This is a genomic window from Pseudodonghicola flavimaris, from assembly GCF_030164425.1.
GTDB classification, from domain to species: Bacteria; Pseudomonadota; Alphaproteobacteria; order Rhodobacterales; family Rhodobacteraceae; genus Pseudodonghicola; species Pseudodonghicola flavimaris.
The window spans coordinates 38653-52831 of sequence record NZ_JASNJD010000003.1; the positions used below are offsets into that span (position 1 = coordinate 38653).

General features: G+C 65.7%; 16 protein-coding genes. 7 read left to right on the forward strand and 9 right to left on the reverse strand.

Annotated elements, in window-relative coordinates; genetic code table 11:
* Positions 1 to 169: 169 nt before the first annotated feature.
* A complete protein-coding gene (locus tag QO033_RS04695) occupies positions 170 to 1345 on the forward strand; it encodes an acetyl-CoA C-acetyltransferase (RefSeq protein WP_284479785.1) in 1176 nt (391 codons plus the stop codon).
* A gap of 188 nt (positions 1346 to 1533) precedes the next feature.
* Positions 1534 to 2256, forward strand: coding sequence for an acetoacetyl-CoA reductase (phbB, locus tag QO033_RS04700; RefSeq protein ID WP_284479786.1), 723 nt, complete (start codon positions 1534 to 1536; stop codon positions 2254 to 2256).
* Positions 2257 to 2362: 106 nt separating this feature from the next.
* Here the strand turns inward: phbB and QO033_RS04705 are convergent, their stop codons facing one another.
* Positions 2363 to 2488, reverse strand: a complete 126-nt coding sequence (locus QO033_RS04705; RefSeq protein WP_284479787.1) for a hypothetical protein — start codon at positions 2486 to 2488, stop codon at positions 2363 to 2365.
* A gap of 110 nt (positions 2489 to 2598) precedes the next feature.
* Here QO033_RS04705 and QO033_RS04710 point away from each other — a divergent pair, with 110 nt between their 5' ends.
* The gene (locus tag QO033_RS04710; protein ID WP_284479788.1) at positions 2599 to 3549 is read left to right on the forward strand and encodes a transcriptional regulator GcvA; all 951 of its coding nucleotides are present in this window, start codon (positions 2599 to 2601) and stop codon (positions 3547 to 3549) included.
* A gap of 15 nt (positions 3550 to 3564) precedes the next feature.
* Here QO033_RS04710 and QO033_RS04715 read toward each other — a convergent pair whose 3' ends face one another.
* The 3 genes from QO033_RS04715 to QO033_RS04725 all read right to left on the reverse strand — a co-directional run bounded on the left by QO033_RS04715 (position 3565) and on the right by QO033_RS04725 (position 4851).
* Positions 3565 to 3729: a YdcH family protein gene (locus QO033_RS04715; protein ID WP_284479789.1), complete on the reverse strand. Its 165-nt coding sequence runs from the start codon at positions 3727 to 3729 to the stop codon at positions 3565 to 3567.
* An 82-nt stretch (positions 3730 to 3811) separates the two neighbouring features.
* On the reverse strand, positions 3812 to 4639 hold the full coding sequence (locus QO033_RS04720; protein ID WP_284479790.1) for a tRNA1(Val) (adenine(37)-N6)-methyltransferase: 828 nt from the start codon (positions 4637 to 4639) through the stop codon (positions 3812 to 3814).
* On the reverse strand, positions 4636 to 4851 hold the full coding sequence (locus QO033_RS04725) for a putative signal transducing protein (RefSeq protein ID WP_284479791.1): 216 nt from the start codon (positions 4849 to 4851) through the stop codon (positions 4636 to 4638). The genes QO033_RS04720 and QO033_RS04725 overlap by 4 nt, the downstream gene beginning before the upstream one ends.
* Positions 4852 to 4905: 54 nt before the next feature.
* Between QO033_RS04725 and QO033_RS04730 the strand changes: the two genes are divergently transcribed.
* The gene (locus tag QO033_RS04730) at positions 4906 to 5904 is read left to right on the forward strand and encodes a polyprenyl synthetase family protein (RefSeq protein WP_284479792.1); all 999 of its coding nucleotides are present in this window, start codon (positions 4906 to 4908) and stop codon (positions 5902 to 5904) included.
* A gap of 122 nt (positions 5905 to 6026) precedes the next feature.
* Here QO033_RS04730 and QO033_RS04735 read toward each other — a convergent pair whose 3' ends face one another.
* The 4 genes from QO033_RS04735 to soxR all read right to left on the reverse strand — a co-directional run bounded on the left by QO033_RS04735 (position 6027) and on the right by soxR (position 10971).
* Positions 6027 to 6830 carry a 4-(cytidine 5'-diphospho)-2-C-methyl-D-erythritol kinase gene (locus QO033_RS04735; protein ID WP_284479793.1) on the reverse strand — a complete coding sequence of 268 codons (804 nt, stop codon included), beginning with the start codon at positions 6828 to 6830 and terminating at the stop codon, positions 6027 to 6029.
* Positions 6820 to 8586 carry a tetratricopeptide repeat protein gene (locus QO033_RS04740; protein WP_407682094.1) on the reverse strand — a complete coding sequence of 589 codons (1767 nt, stop codon included), beginning with the start codon at positions 8584 to 8586 and terminating at the stop codon, positions 6820 to 6822. Before QO033_RS04740 ends, QO033_RS04735 begins: the two co-directional genes overlap by 11 nt.
* A gap of 98 nt (positions 8587 to 8684) precedes the next feature.
* Positions 8685 to 10334 (reverse strand): electron transfer flavoprotein-ubiquinone oxidoreductase, encoded by a 1650-nt coding sequence (locus tag QO033_RS04745; protein WP_284479794.1) that lies wholly within the window; start codon positions 10332 to 10334, stop codon positions 8685 to 8687.
* A gap of 139 nt (positions 10335 to 10473) precedes the next feature.
* A complete protein-coding gene (soxR, locus tag QO033_RS04750; protein ID WP_284479795.1) occupies positions 10474 to 10971 on the reverse strand; it encodes a redox-sensitive transcriptional activator SoxR in 498 nt (165 codons plus the stop codon).
* Positions 10972 to 11058: 87 nt separating this feature from the next.
* On the opposite strand from soxR, the gene QO033_RS04755 reads away from it, so the two are divergent.
* The 3 genes from QO033_RS04755 to QO033_RS04765 all read left to right on the forward strand — a co-directional run bounded on the left by QO033_RS04755 (position 11059) and on the right by QO033_RS04765 (position 13175).
* On the forward strand, positions 11059 to 11442 hold the full coding sequence (locus QO033_RS04755) for a VOC family protein (protein ID WP_284479796.1): 384 nt from the start codon (positions 11059 to 11061) through the stop codon (positions 11440 to 11442).
* 213 nt (positions 11443 to 11655) lie between these two features.
* Complete coding sequence (greA, locus tag QO033_RS04760) at positions 11656 to 12126, forward strand: transcription elongation factor GreA (protein ID WP_284479797.1); 471 nt, start codon at positions 11656 to 11658, stop codon at positions 12124 to 12126.
* 14 nt (positions 12127 to 12140) lie between these two features.
* Entirely contained in the window at positions 12141 to 13175 is a 1035-nt protein-coding gene (locus QO033_RS04765; RefSeq protein ID WP_284479798.1) for a hypothetical protein, read from the forward strand.
* A 53-nt stretch (positions 13176 to 13228) separates the two neighbouring features.
* On the opposite strand, the gene hemF is transcribed toward QO033_RS04765, so the two are convergent.
* Positions 13229 to 14122, reverse strand: coding sequence for an oxygen-dependent coproporphyrinogen oxidase (hemF, locus tag QO033_RS04770; protein ID WP_284479799.1), 894 nt, complete (start codon positions 14120 to 14122; stop codon positions 13229 to 13231).
* Positions 14123 to 14179: the final 57 nt, after the last annotated feature.

Sequence of the window (14179 nt, forward strand, 5' to 3'; positions counted from 1 at the left end):
AGGGCGCGCCGTGGTCTGGGGGGACCGCGGCACGCTCGTTATTGCTGCGGGTGCAGCAATCCGGTATCACAAGCCTATCGGGGCGGCGGCCCCGGGGCAGGTCCGATGACCCACCCGCGGGACCGACACAGGAGGATGCCGCCCTTTGGATGGCAAAGGACCGGATCACATGACAAATGTAGTTATTGCATCGGCGGCACGGACGGGCGTGGGGAGCTTCGCTGGCTCGTTCGCCAACACCCCGGCACATGACTTGGGCGCGGCGGTACTGGAAGCGGTCGTCGAACGCGCCGGGATCGCCAAGGAGGAGGTTTCCGAAACCATCCTCGGGCAGGTGCTGACCGCGGCGCAGGGCCAGAACCCGGCCCGTCAGGCCCATATCAACGCCGGCTTCCCGAAAGAAAGCGCCGCCTGGAGCATCAACCAGGTCTGCGGCTCCGGTCTGCGCTCGGTCGCCCTCGCGGCTCAGCACATCCAGCTGGGAGACGCCAGCATCGTCGCCGCCGGCGGCCAGGAAAACATGACCCTGTCGCCCCATGCCGCCGCCCTGCGCGCCGGCCACAAGATGGGTGACATGACCTATATCGACACGATGATTCGCGACGGTCTGTGGGATGCCTTCAACGGCTATCACATGGGGCAGACCGCCGAGAACGTGGCGGAGCAGTGGCAGATCAGCCGCGACATGCAGGACGAATTCGCCGTCGCCAGCCAGAACAAGGCGGAAGCGGCGCAGAAAGCCGGCAAGTTCGCCGATGAAATCGTGCCCTTCACCATCAAGACCCGCAAGGGCGATATCGTGATGGACAAGGACGAATACATCCGCGCCGGCGCCACCATCGAAGCGATGCAGAAACTGCGCCCCGCCTTCGTCAAGGACGGCACCGTGACCGCCGCCAACGCCTCGGGCATCAACGACGGCGCCGCCGCCGTGTTGCTGATGAACGCCGACGATGCCGAGAAACGCGGGATCGAACCGCTGGCCCGCATCGTTTCCTACGCCACCGTCGGCCTCGACCCGTCGATCATGGGTGTCGGCCCGATCTACGCCAGCCGCAAGGCGCTGGAAAAAGCCGGCTGGAGCCCCAGCGATCTGGATCTGGTCGAAGCCAACGAAGCCTTCGCCGCCCAGGCCTGCGCCGTGAACAAGGACATGGGCTGGGATCCCTCAATCGTGAACGTGAACGGCGGCGCCATCGCCATCGGCCACCCGATCGGTGCCTCCGGCTGCCGCATCCTCAACACCCTGCTGTTCGAAATGAAGCGCCGCGATGCCAAGAAGGGCCTCGCCACGCTCTGCATCGGCGGTGGCATGGGCGTTGCGATGTGTGTCGAGCGCCCCTAAGGCTTTGATAAAAATGCTATCGGTTGAGGGCGCCTCTGGCGCCCTTTTCTTTTGCATTGCCCCGCTCAACGGCAACGGCGTTGATTTTTCCGAATAAATTCGCCCCTAACTCACGAAACTTTATTGCGAATTTACATTTCAATATGTAACAGAGTTACCATGTCAAATTGAGATTGGAGGACACCTCAATGACTCGGACAGCACTTGTCACCGGCGGGTCCCGTGGGATCGGCGCCGCGATTTCCCAGGCGCTGAAGGCCCAGGGCTATAGCGTCGCAGCCACCTACGCCGGCAATGACGAGGCCGCAGCCGCCTTCACCGCCGAGACCGGCATCAAGACCTACAAATGGAATGTCGGCGACTACGAGGACAGTAAGGCCGGCATCGCCCAGGTCGAAGCCGATCTGGGTCCGATTGAGGTCGTGGTGGCCAATGCCGGCATCACCCGCGACGCCCCCTTTCACAAGATGACGCCGGAACAGTGGCAGCAGGTGATCGACACCAACCTGACCGGCGTGTTCAACACCATTCACCCGATCTGGCCCGGCATGCGCGAGCGCAAATTCGGCCGCGTCGTGGTGATCAGCTCGATCAACGGGCAGAAAGGCCAGTTCGGCCAGGTGAACTATGCCGCCACCAAGGCCGGCGATCTGGGCATCATCAAGTCGCTGGCCCAGGAAGGCGCCCGGTTCAACATCACTGCCAACGCGATCTGTCCCGGCTATATCGGCACCGATATGGTCATGGCGGTGCCGGAGAAGGTGCGCGAATCGATCATCGCGCAAATCCCCGTCGGTCGCCTGGGCGAACCCGAGGAAATCGCCCGCTGCGTGGCCTTCCTGGCCTCCGACGACGCCGGCTTCATCACCGGTTCCACCATCACTGCGAATGGCGGTCAGTTCTTCGTCTGATCCATGCGCGCACCACCGGCACGCGGCGCAGGAATGCGCCGGAATGAGACAGGGCCGACCCCGCGGGGCCGGCCCTTTTCAATCCCGTAAGTCCCTGCGCGCCGGGTCAGCGGGAAAGAGAACGAAACCGCAGCCGGCCCCAGATAGACCGCAGCGCATCGCCGCGAGCCACGTGTGCGCGGTCAAAGGCCGCCCGCACGGCAGGGGTTGCAGTCATCTCGGTCATCGTCATCACGGCCTCCTTTCGGAACAGGCATACTTGATGACAACCACTATGACTTACGGCATAATATGGGACAAACGAGAGTTTTCCGGCACTCACTTAAGAAAAACTAATCCGATATGGCTGACCGGCTGCCACCCCTGACCGCCCTGCGCGCCTTCGAAGCCGCAGCCCGGCACCTGTCCTTCGCCAGGGCGGCAGAGGAGTTGAACGTCACCCCCGCCGCGTTGTCGTTTCAGATCAAGTCGCTGGAACAGCATCTGGGGCAGCCGCTGTTTCACCGGCTGAACCGCGCCGTCGACCTGACCGAGGCGGGCCGCACCCTCGCGCCCGGCGCCACCGACGGGTTTCAGATGCTGGCCAGCGCCTGGCGCAGCACCACCCGGTTGAACGATAAACGCGGACTGGTCGTCACCGCCGGACCGGCACTGACGGCAAAATGGCTGGCACCCCGGCTGTATAATTTCGCCCAGGCCCATCCGGATATCGACCTCAGATTCTCCGCCAGCCTGAGGTTCATGGATTTCGAACGCGACGACATCGACGTCGCGATCCGCTTTGGCTATGGGCCGGATCCGGGTCTCTATTCCCTGAAACTGGCCGAAGAATGGCTGACCCCGGTCATGATCCCGGAGCTAGCCGACCGCTATCCAACACCGGAGAGCCTGCTTGGCGCCCCGTTGCTGATCGACGATTCCATCGATTTTCTCGATCCGCCTTGTGACTGGGCCGCCTGGTTCCGCGCGGTGGGCATCGCGTCGCCCCCACCTACGGGCCTGCGGTTTTCACAGGCCGACCATGCCATCGACGCAGCGATGACAGGCGTCGGAGTCGTACTGGGGCGACGCGCGCTGGTGATCAAGGATCTGGCCGAAGGACGACTTGTCGCGCCCTACGGAGTGGCCCTGACCACCACCGCGCATTTTCGCTTTCTCTGTCAGACCGGAGCGGAAACCCGGCCGCAAATCCGCGCCTTCCGTGACTGGATGCTGCACGAAGTTCGGAAAACCGCATCGGTTTCCGAGACGCTGACCCTCATACCGGCCGAATCCGTTCCCCCTGCTCCCTGAGAGCCCGGGCAGGCGTCAGTTCGACAGGCGTTCGATCTCTTCTTTCAGTTTCAGCTTGCGTTTCTTCAGAGAGACCAGATGCAGCGCGTCGACGCTGGGCGCGCGTTGCGCCTGTTCCACCTGGAAGCTCAGACTTTCATGCTTGCGCTTCAGTTCCGTCAGGTGCGAACTAAGGCTCATGGCAATCCTCCTCTGAATTGGTTTTGCCCAATGAGTTGAGCATAACTCGATCCACCTGTCACGCTGCAGGCGCATTAGATTTTCACAAAAGCGACACATTGCCGTCATGGCCCCGGCGCGACGGCGCGCGGGCTCCGTTGGTCTCAGGCCAGACCAAGGCCGCGCCATGCCGTAAAACAGCTGCGATTTCAGGGGCATAATCCTCACGGTCCTGGCCGTGACAGGCCCCCTGATGCAGCAGGAGCGGCGCATGCAGGCGAAAAGCCGCGCGCCCGCCCTTCCGGGCCCGCAGAATCACCAGATCGGGGGCCCGACCGGCGCGCGCTGCCAGCGGCAGCACCTCCAGCGACCCCAGTCGCCCGGCGCAGGCCGCCAGAATTTCCGGCAGCCGTTCGGTCCGCTGGATCATGTGCAGCATCCCGCGCGGCGCCAGCCGCCGCGCCGCCACCTCCAGCCAGAGCGCCAGTGGCGTCTCCGCCTCGCCCAGGGCCACCGCACGACCACTGTCCGCCGCCCGGGTATGCGCCCCGGCGCGGTAATAGGGCGGATTGGCGATCACATGATCGACCTGCCGCCGCCGCAGTTCCGCGGGCAGGGCGGCCAGATCGGCGCAGATCACCTCCAGCCCCAGATCGTTGTCAGCGGCATTGCGTCGCGCCAGCGCCGCATAGCCCGGCTGCAGCTCCACCCCGGTCGCCTCCAGCCCCGGCACCCGCGCCGCCAGGCAGAGAATCGCCGCCCCCGCACCACAGCCCAGCTCCAGCACGCTCTGCCCCGCCCGCGCCGGCACCGCCGCCGCCAGCAGCACCGGGTCCACCCCGGCGCGATAGCCCCGCCGGGGCTGCCACAGCCGCAGCCGCCCGCCCAGAAAGCCATCCCGGCTCAGCACGCTGTCGTCGAAGTCAGTCACAGTCCACGGGGGATGTCGTTGTCACTGAGCACCCGCAGCGCGGCATCGTAATCATCGTCCCGCACCATCATGCGACGGGGAAAAAGACCGATGCCGCCTTCGAGAATGCTCATATTTACGTCCATCTGAAAGCAGTCTATACCCTCACCTTCGAGAAGGGCAGAGGCAAAGGCCATGACGGTCGGGTCGGTGCTGCGCAACAGTTCCTTCATATCGGGATGTAAGGGCAAGCCGCCCGCGATGTCGAGCCTCGGGGAAACCGCGCCATGAATATGACACTCGTCACCAAACCTCACGACCGGCTGGCGGCCGCGCTCTCCACCGAGATGGCCGAAGTCGACCTGCTGATCCGCACCCGGATGCATTCGGACCACGCGCCGCGCATCCCGGAGATCACCGCCCATCTGGTCAGCGCCGGCGGCAAGCGGCTGCGGCCGATGCTGACCCTCGCCGCGGCCAAGCTCTGCGGCTATCAGGGCGAGCATCACCTCGGCCTCGCCGCCACGGTGGAATTCATTCATACCGCGACGCTGCTGCACGACGATGTCGTCGACGAAAGCGAAAAGCGCCGCGGCCGGCCCACCGCCAACCTGCTCTGGGACAATAAATCCAGCGTTCTGGTCGGCGATTACCTGTTCTCCCGCAGCTTCCAGCTGATGGTCGCCACCGGCAACCTGCGGGTTCTGGAAATCCTCGCCAACGCCTCGGCCACGATTTCCGAAGGCGAAGTGCTGCAGATGACCGCGGCCAGCGACCTGAAGACCGATGAGGATATCTATCTGCAGGTGGTGCGCGGCAAGACCGCCGCGCTCTTCTCTGCCGCGACCGAGGTCGGCGGCGTCATCGCCGGCGCCACGCCAGAGGCGGTCGCCGCCCTCTTCGCCTATGGCGACGCGCTGGGGATCGCCTTCCAGATCGCCGACGACCTGCTTGATTATCAGGGCGACAGCGGCGCCACCGGCAAGAATGTCGGCGACGATTTCCGCGAACGCAAGCTGACGCTGCCGGTGATCAAGGCTGTGGCCCAGGCCGATGAGGCAGAGCGCGCCTTCTGGACCCGCACCATCGAAAAGGGGCAGCAGCAGGACGGCGATCTGGAGCAGGCGCTGGCGCTGATGGCGAAATACGACACCCTCGCCGCCACCCGCCGCGATGCGGAGGCCTGGGCCGCCAAGGCGCAGCAGGCGCTGACCGCCCTGCCCGCCCATGAAATCCGCGAAATGCTGCACGATCTCGCCGGCTACGTGGTCTCGCGCCTGTCCTGACCAGCGCGCACCCCGGCGCCGGCGGCAAGTCTTTTTCTGGCCCTAAATATCCCCGCCGGAGGCTGCGGCCCGCAGGGGCGCATCCCCTTTCATCCTCGGACGCCGGCCACACCCGACGGGGCTCAGCCGATGGCGCTGGGGGTACTCTGCGTCGGCATCACCCACCAGCCGGGATGGGCGCGCGACAGATCCGCCGCCGCCCGCTCCGCCGCCGCCCGCGTCGCGAACAGACCGAAGCAGGTGGCCCCCGATCCCGACATCCGACCGAGATCCGCCCCCGCCTGCCGCAACGCCGCCAGCACATCGCCGATCACCGGCGCCAGCCCGCGGGCCGGGGCCTCCAGATCATTGCGCTGTGCGCCCAGCCAGGCGGCCAACCGGTGCCCGGGCCAGGGCGTCATCGCCGGGTTCTGGCGCTGCTCCAGCGCCTTGAACACCGCCGGTGTCGGCAGCGGCACACCCGGGTTGACCAGCAGCAGCGACAGGGCCGGCAGCCCGGTCACGGGGGTCAGACGCTCGCCGATCCCCTGCATCCGCTGCGGCCCGGCCGACAGGCAGACCGGCACATCCGCCCCCAGAGCGATGGCCTGATCCGGCGCGCCGAAAGCGCGCAGGATTGCCGCCGCGTCGGACGAGCCGCCGCCGATCCCGGCGCCATGCGGCAGGTTTTTCTCCAACCGGATATGCAGGCGCTGCCCGGCCAGCTCTGCCGCGCGCCACACCAGGTTACGGGCATCCGCCGGCACCCCGCCGGCAAAGGGGCCAGTGACCTCCAGCGACATCTCCGCCGCCGGTTCCACCCAAAGTCGGTCGCCGACATCACCGAAGACCACCAGCGAATCCAGCAGGTGATAGCCATCGGCGCGCTGACCGGTGACATGCAGGCTCAGGTTGATCTTGACCGGCGCGAAAAGCTCACTCGCCATCGGCGGCGGAGAGCGGCGGCGCCCCCTCTTCGGCCAGCACCTGATCCAGCCCCACGTCCAGCTTGCGGCGGATGCGGTCCGGGTCGGCCTCGCCATCGGTCTCGTCGGGCTTGATGAAGGACAGCGCCCGCTTCCACTGGAATTCCGCCTCGCGCTTGCGGCCCACCGCCCAATAGACATCGCCCAGATGGTCGTTGACCACCGGGTCGACCGCCATCAGCTCGACCGCATGTTCCATATGGCCCACCGCCTCCTGATAGCGGCCGAGGCGGAACAGCACCCAGCCCAGCGAATCGACGATATAGCCGCTGTCGGGCTGCGCCGCGACGGCGCGTTCGATCATGCCGAGCGCCTCGTCCAGCTTCACCTTCCGCTCAACCAGCGAATAGCCCAGATAGTTCAGCACCTGCGGCTGATCCGGGTTCAGCTGCAGCGCGTGGCGCAGATCCGTCTCCGCCGCGTCCCATTGCTTCAGCCGTTCATGAGCGATGCCCCGGGCATAGAGCAGGAACCACTCCCCCGGCGCGCCCTCTTCGGTATATTCCAGCGCCTTGTCATAGGCGGCGACGGCACCGGCGTAGTCCTCCTGCTGGCGCAGGAGATCGCCCAGCGAGGTATGGACCACCGGCAAGCCGGGATAATCCTTGGCCAGCCGCTCCAGCACCTCGATCGCCGCATCGGTCTTGCCGGCGCTGCGCAGCGCATCGGCGCGGCCCAGTTCGGCCGCGTGGTAATCCGGGCTGTCCGCCGGCACTTGTTTATAGGTCGCGACCGCCAGGTCGTATTGCCCCAGCTGGTCCAGCAGATCGGCGCTCAGCAGCAGCGCGTCGATGTGATCGGGGCGCAGATCGCTGGCCACCCGGGCATAGATCAGCGCGAAATCATCCGACGCCTCGCCCCTAAGGGCGGAGGCCACCGCGAAGAACACCTCGGCCATGCCGTCGCGCACGCTGGTGATATGATCGAACGGCACGGTTTCACCGGCGGCCAGCCGGTCGGCCAGCGCCGTCAGCCCGGGATCGAAGGAGGTGCCGAAAGCATCGGTCATCATCTCCAGCGCCTCGGCATCGCGGCCCAGTTGCGACAGGATCTGGGCCCGTGCGATCACCGCGCGGCGCGACAGCCCCAGAAGACCGGCATGTTCGTCGCTGTAGATCGCCTCGGCGCCTTCGAAATCGCCGACCAGCGCCAGCGCCAGCGCCTTGTGATAGAGCGCAAAGCTGCGCAGCCCCTTCTCGTCGGCCACCTCGTCGAAACGCTCCAGCGCCTTGGAGACCGAGCCGAGCCCCATATTGGCCCAGCCCGCCAGCAGCCCGTCGATCAGCGGGCCGATGCCGCTGCGGTCGGCCACCGCATCGACCAGCGGCTGATAGTCTTCCTTCATGATATGGTCGACGGCGAGGGTGATGCGGGTACCCTGGCTGCGCAGCCCTGCCGCCTCCATCTTGCGGGCCACGGGCACTGCGGCGGCGACATTGCCCAACGCCAGCTGCGACAGCACCAGGCTTTCCATCAGCGCGCCATTGTCCGGATCGTTCATCAGCGCCCGGGCGAAGTAGCTGGCGGAACTTTCGTAATCGCTGGCGAAAAGAGCATGCCGGCCAGCCAGATAGGCACCGGCGCCGACATCGATCATCGGCCCGGTCACGGTGGGATCGGGGGCTGTTTCAGTGGATTGCGCCCAGACCGGCGCCGGAACGGCGAGCGTCGCAGCCAGAACTGCGGTGGCCGCGCGTCGAAGAAGGGATGTCACCAGAAACCTGCCTCTTTTCATGTGATAGTCCCAAGCTAGGCCTATCCAGGGGCAAGGGCAAGGCAACGCCCGGAGCCCGGGCGCGCCTTTGTCGATCACGATCACATGTTGGGATAATTCGGACCGTCGCCGCCCTGCGGGGTCACCCAGTTGATGTTCTGGCTGGGGTCCTTGATGTCGCAGGTCTTGCAGTGCACGCAGTTCTGGAAGTTGATCACGAAGCGGGGATCCTTGCCCTCTTCCTCGACCACCTCATAGACACCCGCCGGGCAATAGCGCTGCGCCGGCTCGGCGTATTTCGGCAGGTTCACCGACAGCGGTACCGACGGATCCTTGAGCTGCAGGTGGCAGGGCTGATCTTCCGCGTGGTTGGTGAAGCTGAAGGAGACGTTGGTCAGGCGGTCAAAGCTGATCTTGCCATCCGGTTTCGGATAGTCGATCGGCTTGAACTTCGCCGCCTCGCCGGTGGCAGCCGCATCGGTCTTGCCATGTTTCAGCGTGCCGAAGAAAGAGAAGCCCAGCGTGTTGGTCCACATGTCCAGCCCGCCGAAAGCCAGCGACGGCAGGAGCCCCCATTTCGACCACATCGGCTTGACGTTGCGGACCTTTTTCAGGTCCTGACCGATCGCACCGCCGCGCACTTCGGTCTCATAGGCGGTCAGCTCATCGGCGCTGCGGCCGGCCTGGATCGCCTCATAGGCGGCCTCGGCCGCGGCCTTGCCCGACAGCATGGCGTTATGGTTGCCCTTGATCCGCGGCACGTTGACCATGCCCACCGAACAGCCCAGCAGCGCCACGCCCGGCGCGACCATCTTCGGCATCGACTGATAGCCACCCTCGGAGATCGCCCGGGCGCCATAGGCGATGCGCTTGCCGCCTTCCAGCAGCTCCGCCACGATCGGGTGATGCTTGAAGCGCTGGAACTCCATATACGGGAAGAGATACGGGTTCTCGTAGTTCAGGTGCACCACGAAGCCCACATAGACCTGGTTGTTCTCAAGGTGATAGATGAACGACCCGCCGCCGGCGTTCGACCCCAGCGGCCAGCCCATCGTATGGGTGACGGAACCTTCCTTGTGCTTGGCCGGATCGACTTCCCAGATTTCCTTCATGCCGATGCCGAATTTCTGCGGGCAATGGCCTTTGGACAGATCGTATTTGGCGATCACCTCTTTCGACAGCGACCCGCGCACGCCTTCCGACAGGAAGACATATTTGCCGTGCAGCTCCATCCCGGGCTCATAGGCCGGGCCAGGGGTGCCGTCAGGGTTCTTGCCGAACTCACCGGCAACCACGCCCTTCACTTCGCCGTTGTCGCCATAGACCAGTTCGGAACAGGCCATGCCGGGGAAGATTTCCACCCCCAGCTCTTCGGCCTGCTCGCCCATCCAGCGGCAGACGTTGGCCATCGACACGATGTAATTGCCGTGGTTGTTCATCAGAGGCGGCATCGGCCAGTTCGGAACGCGGATCTTGCCGGCCTCGCCCAGCATGAAGAAATTGTCTTCCTTCACCGGCACGTTCAGCGGTGCGCCCTTTTCCTTCCAGTCGGGGATCAGCGCGGTCAGACCGGTCGGATCCAGCACGGCGCCGGACAGGATATGCGCGCCCACCTCCGAGCCCTTTTCGAGAACGACGACATTCAGATCGGCGTCGAGCTGTTTCAGGCGGATGGCGGCGGAGAGACCGGCGGGACCGGCCCCGACGATCACAACGTCATATTCCATCGCTTCGCGTTCAATATCGGCCATCGCGCGGCTCCCTGGCTAGATCTTCTTGCGTGCCCTGATTTCGGGCAACAATCTTTCGCGGCTCGTTACCTTTTGTCAGCCCTCTCGGTCAATCGCAACACCGCGTCAGTCCACACTGTGACGGAATTGCCAAATCAGCTCAGATTTCCGGCCGGTCCCCCATAAGATATCGTGGTCCATTGCCTTTTTCCGCCGCCTTGTCCCCCGGATTGTAGAGTGCGCATTTCGGCAGCGACAAACATCCGCAGCCGATGCAGCCGTCGAGGTTGTCGCGCAGCCGCTCCAACGTCTCGATTCGCGCGTCCAGCCGGGCGCGAAACCCCTCTCCCATGCGCGACCAGTCGGCGGGTGTCGGGGTCCGGCCGGCCGGCAGCTGTTCCAGCAGGCCGCGAATCTCGGGCAGCGTGAAGCCGAGCTGTTGAGTGATCCGGATAAAGCTGAGCCGGCGAATATCGGCCCGCATGAACCGCCGCTGACCGCCAGCGTTGCGCCAGGGCGCAATCAGCCCCTGCTCCTCGTAATAGCGGATCGCCGAGACCGCCAGCCCGGTCCGCGCCGCCAGCGCCCCGATCGACAGCCCACGGGGCCGGCGCCGCGTCGACGGCTGCGCGGTCTCGGGCGGGGATGACAAAGACATGGCGATGCTCCGAAAAACGTCTTGACCTCAAGTTAGGTTGAGAAATTACACCCGATCAGGTCAAGGCAAAACAGAAAGGACAGGCCGATGACCTCTCATCTGGAACATGCGAATTTCACCGTTTCCGACCCCGATGCCACCGCCGCCTGGCTCTGCGAAGTGTTCGGTTGGGAAATCCGCTGGGCAGGGCCCGCGATCAGCGGCGGCTATACCGTGCATGTCGGGACCCCCGCAGGCTATCTCGCGCTCTACCGGCCGGCGAACCCGCTGCAGCCGGGGGATGACAGCTACACCCGTCTGGGCGGGCTCAATCACGTCGGCGTGGTGGTCGAGGATCTGGACACCACCGAGGCGCGGGTGAAGGCCGCCGGCTTCCTTCCGCACAACCACGCCGACTACGAACCCGGCCGCCGATTCTATTTCGACGACGGCGACGGGATCGAGTTCGAGGTGGTCGCCTATGACGATTGACCGGCCAACGCCTCCGGCGATCGCGCGGCCTCTGGCCCGGTTCCGGCCCGGCGGCGACCGGCCGAATTCCCCGGGCTGAAGCGCGATGCTCCGCCGGCGGATCGCTGCGCCCCCTTGCATTCTCCCGCGTGTTTGGGTCAGGTATTCGTCAACCTACAACTCGCCCCGGCGCTACGTGCGGCGGGGCGAAATATCATGCGTGGAAGCACTGACATGGAAAAAATCCTCATGACGCCGGCCGGCTTTGCCGCGCTGGAGGCCGAACTGAAGCAGCTGAAATCTGTCGAGCGCCCCGCGGTCATCAAGGCGATCGCCGAGGCCCGCGAGCATGGCGACCTGTCCGAGAACGCGGAATATCACTCCGCCCGCGAGAAGCAGTCCTTCATCGAAGGCCGCATCAAGGAGCTGGAAGGCGTGCTGTCGCTGGCCGACGTGATCACGCCGGCCAAACTGTCCGGCTCGATCAAATTCGGCGCCACCGTCACCCTGGTGGACGAGGACACCGACGAAGAGAAGACCTGGCAGATCGTCGGCGAACATGAGGCCGATATCGAAAACGGCCTGCTCAACATCAAATCCCCCATCGCCCGTGCGCTGATCGGCAAGGACGAGGGCGACAGCGTCGAGGTCCGCACGCCCGGCGGCGTCCGGTCCTATGAGGTGCTGAAGATCGCCTATATCTGATCGGGACGCCAGGAATGTCTGCTCCGGCTCCCTCCTCTGACCCGAAGGCGGAAAAGGCCCGCAGCACGCCGCTCGGGCTCTATGCCCAGCCGAACACGTCACGGATTTCCGGCATCGAAGTGATCGCGCTCGCGCTGAGCCTGCTGTGGCTGGCCGGCGCGGTCATCTTCTTCGTCTTCCTGCCAGAGGCCGGCGGCAATCTGGATGCGCTGCGCTTCATCATCACGCTGCTGGCGATCTTCCTGCCGGTGGCGATGATCTGGGTCGCCGCCACCGCCGCGCGCGCCAGCCGGGTGATGCGGGAGGAAAGCCTGCGCCTGCAGACCGCGATCGACGCGATCCGCCAAGCCCAGATCGCCCAGGCGCAGCGCGGGGCCGTCTCGGCCGAGGGCGCGGTGCAGAAGAAGCTGGACGAGATCGCCGAGACCGCCAAGAAGACCGAGACCGCGCTCGCCACCTTCCACACCATCCGGATGTCGTCGCCGCGCCCGGCGATGCCCGCCCCGGCCCCGGTCCAGGCCGACAGCGGCGATCAGGGCGCGCTGGAGCTCGGCACCCCGGCAGAGGCGCTGAGCCCGCCGCTGGCAACCCAGGATTTCATCCGTGCGCTCCACTTCCCCGAAACGGCGGAGGACGAGGAGGGCTTTGCCGCGCTGCGCCGGGCGTTGAAGGACCGCAAGGTCGCGCAGCTGATCCAGGCGGCGCAGGACGTTCTGACGCTGCTGAGCCAGGATGGCATCTACATGGACGATCTGCGCCCCGACCGCGCCCGCCCCGAAATCTGGCGGCAGTTCGCCCAGGGCACCCGCGGCCGCGAGGTGGCGGTGCTGGGCGGGGTGCGGGACCGCTCGTCGCTGGCGCTGACGGCGGCGCGGATGAAGCAGGACCCGATCTTCCGCGATGCGGCGCATCACTTCCTGCGCCGGTTCGACCAGATGTTCGCGGCCTTCGCCGAAGAGGCCAGTGACGAGGAGATCACCGCGCTGGCCGATACCCGCACGGCGCGCGCCTTCATGCTGCTGGGCCGGGTCGCGGGCACCTTCGACTGAGTGAGCCCTCTCTTCCCCCGATGGGGGGGCCTGCGATCAGCCGGCGGCGCCGATCAGGGCCATTTGGCCAGGGGCGGCAGGCTCATCAGCACCGCGTCGGGATCGTGGCCGGTGGCCAGGCCGAATTTGGTGCCCCGGTCATAGACCAGGTTATATTCGGCATAGAGCCCGCGATAGATCAGCTGCCGGTCGCGATCCGCGGCGTCGAAGGGGGTGGTGCGGCGGCGCTCCACCAGCGGCACGAAGGCCGGCAGGAAGGCCCGGCCGATATCCTGGGTCAGGGCGAAATCCGCCGCCCAGTCACCGGAACAGTAATCGTCCATGAAGATACCGCCGACGCCCCGCGCCCGCTTGCGATGGGGAATATAGAAATACTCGTCCGCCCAATCCTTCAGCCGCGGATAATGCCCCACCCCATGCGGATCCAGATGCGCCTTCTGGGTGGCGTGGAAATGCGCGGTATCCTCGTCGTATTCGATGCAGGGGTTCAGATCGGAGCCGCCGCCGAACCACCAGGCGTGCGGCGTCCAGAACATCCGCGTGTTCATATGGACCGCCGGCACATGCGGGTTGCGCATATGCGCCACCAGCGAAATCCCCGAGGCCCAGAACCGCGGGTCCTCGGCCATCCCCGGCAATCCCTTGCGCGCCATCATCGCCGCCTGCGCCTGGGCGCCAAGCTGGCCGTAGACGGTGGAGATATTGACCCCGACCTTCTCGAACACCCGGCCGCCGCGCATCACGCTCATCAGCCCGCCGCCGGCGTCCGATCCGTCGTCCGAGGCGCGACGGGTTTCCGTCACCTCGAACCGGCCGGCGGCCTCCTCCGACAGCGGCCCGGAGATATGGCTGTCCTCCAGCTCCTCGAACGCGGCGACGATCTGGTCGCGGAGGCTGCGGAACCAGGCCGATGCGCTGGCTTTTTCGGTGGCGAAATCGGTGGTCATGCGGACCCTCCCCCGGTCTGTCGGCTATGGTTTCGGTTGCGGCTGTCGTTCGCGCGG

Bases quoted from the DNA above. Each gene is read 5' to 3' on its own strand.
- QO033_RS04705 (WP_284479787.1), bottom strand. From the start codon at position 2,488: ATGACGATGACCGAGATGACTGCAACCCCTGCCGTGCGGGCGGCCTTT.
- QO033_RS04725 (WP_284479791.1), bottom strand. From the start codon at position 4,851: ATGAAGGAACTGTTGCGCAGCACCGACCCGACCGTCATGGCCTTTGCC.
- QO033_RS04710 (WP_284479788.1), top strand. From the start codon at position 2,599: ATGGCTGACCGGCTGCCACCCCTGACCGCCCTGCGCGCCTTCGAAGCC.
- QO033_RS04735 (WP_284479793.1), bottom strand. From the start codon at position 6,830: ATGGCGAGTGAGCTTTTCGCGCCGGTCAAGATCAACCTGAGCCTGCAT.
- QO033_RS04695 (WP_284479785.1), top strand. From the start codon at position 170: ATGACAAATGTAGTTATTGCATCGGCGGCACGGACGGGCGTGGGGAGC.
- QO033_RS04755 (WP_284479796.1), top strand. From the start codon at position 11,059: ATGACCTCTCATCTGGAACATGCGAATTTCACCGTTTCCGACCCCGAT.
- soxR (WP_284479795.1), bottom strand. From the start codon at position 10,971: ATGTCTTTGTCATCCCCGCCCGAGACCGCGCAGCCGTCGACGCGGCGC.
- QO033_RS04745 (WP_284479794.1), bottom strand. From the start codon at position 10,334: ATGGCCGATATTGAACGCGAAGCGATGGAATATGACGTTGTGATCGTC.
- QO033_RS04765 (WP_284479798.1), top strand. From the start codon at position 12,141: ATGTCTGCTCCGGCTCCCTCCTCTGACCCGAAGGCGGAAAAGGCCCGC.
- greA (WP_284479797.1), top strand. From the start codon at position 11,656: ATGGAAAAAATCCTCATGACGCCGGCCGGCTTTGCCGCGCTGGAGGCC.
- QO033_RS04715 (WP_284479789.1), bottom strand. From the start codon at position 3,729: ATGAGCCTTAGTTCGCACCTGACGGAACTGAAGCGCAAGCATGAAAGT.
- phbB (WP_284479786.1), top strand. From the start codon at position 1,534: ATGACTCGGACAGCACTTGTCACCGGCGGGTCCCGTGGGATCGGCGCC.
- QO033_RS04730 (WP_284479792.1), top strand. From the start codon at position 4,906: ATGAATATGACACTCGTCACCAAACCTCACGACCGGCTGGCGGCCGCG.
- hemF (WP_284479799.1), bottom strand. From the start codon at position 14,122: ATGACCACCGATTTCGCCACCGAAAAAGCCAGCGCATCGGCCTGGTTC.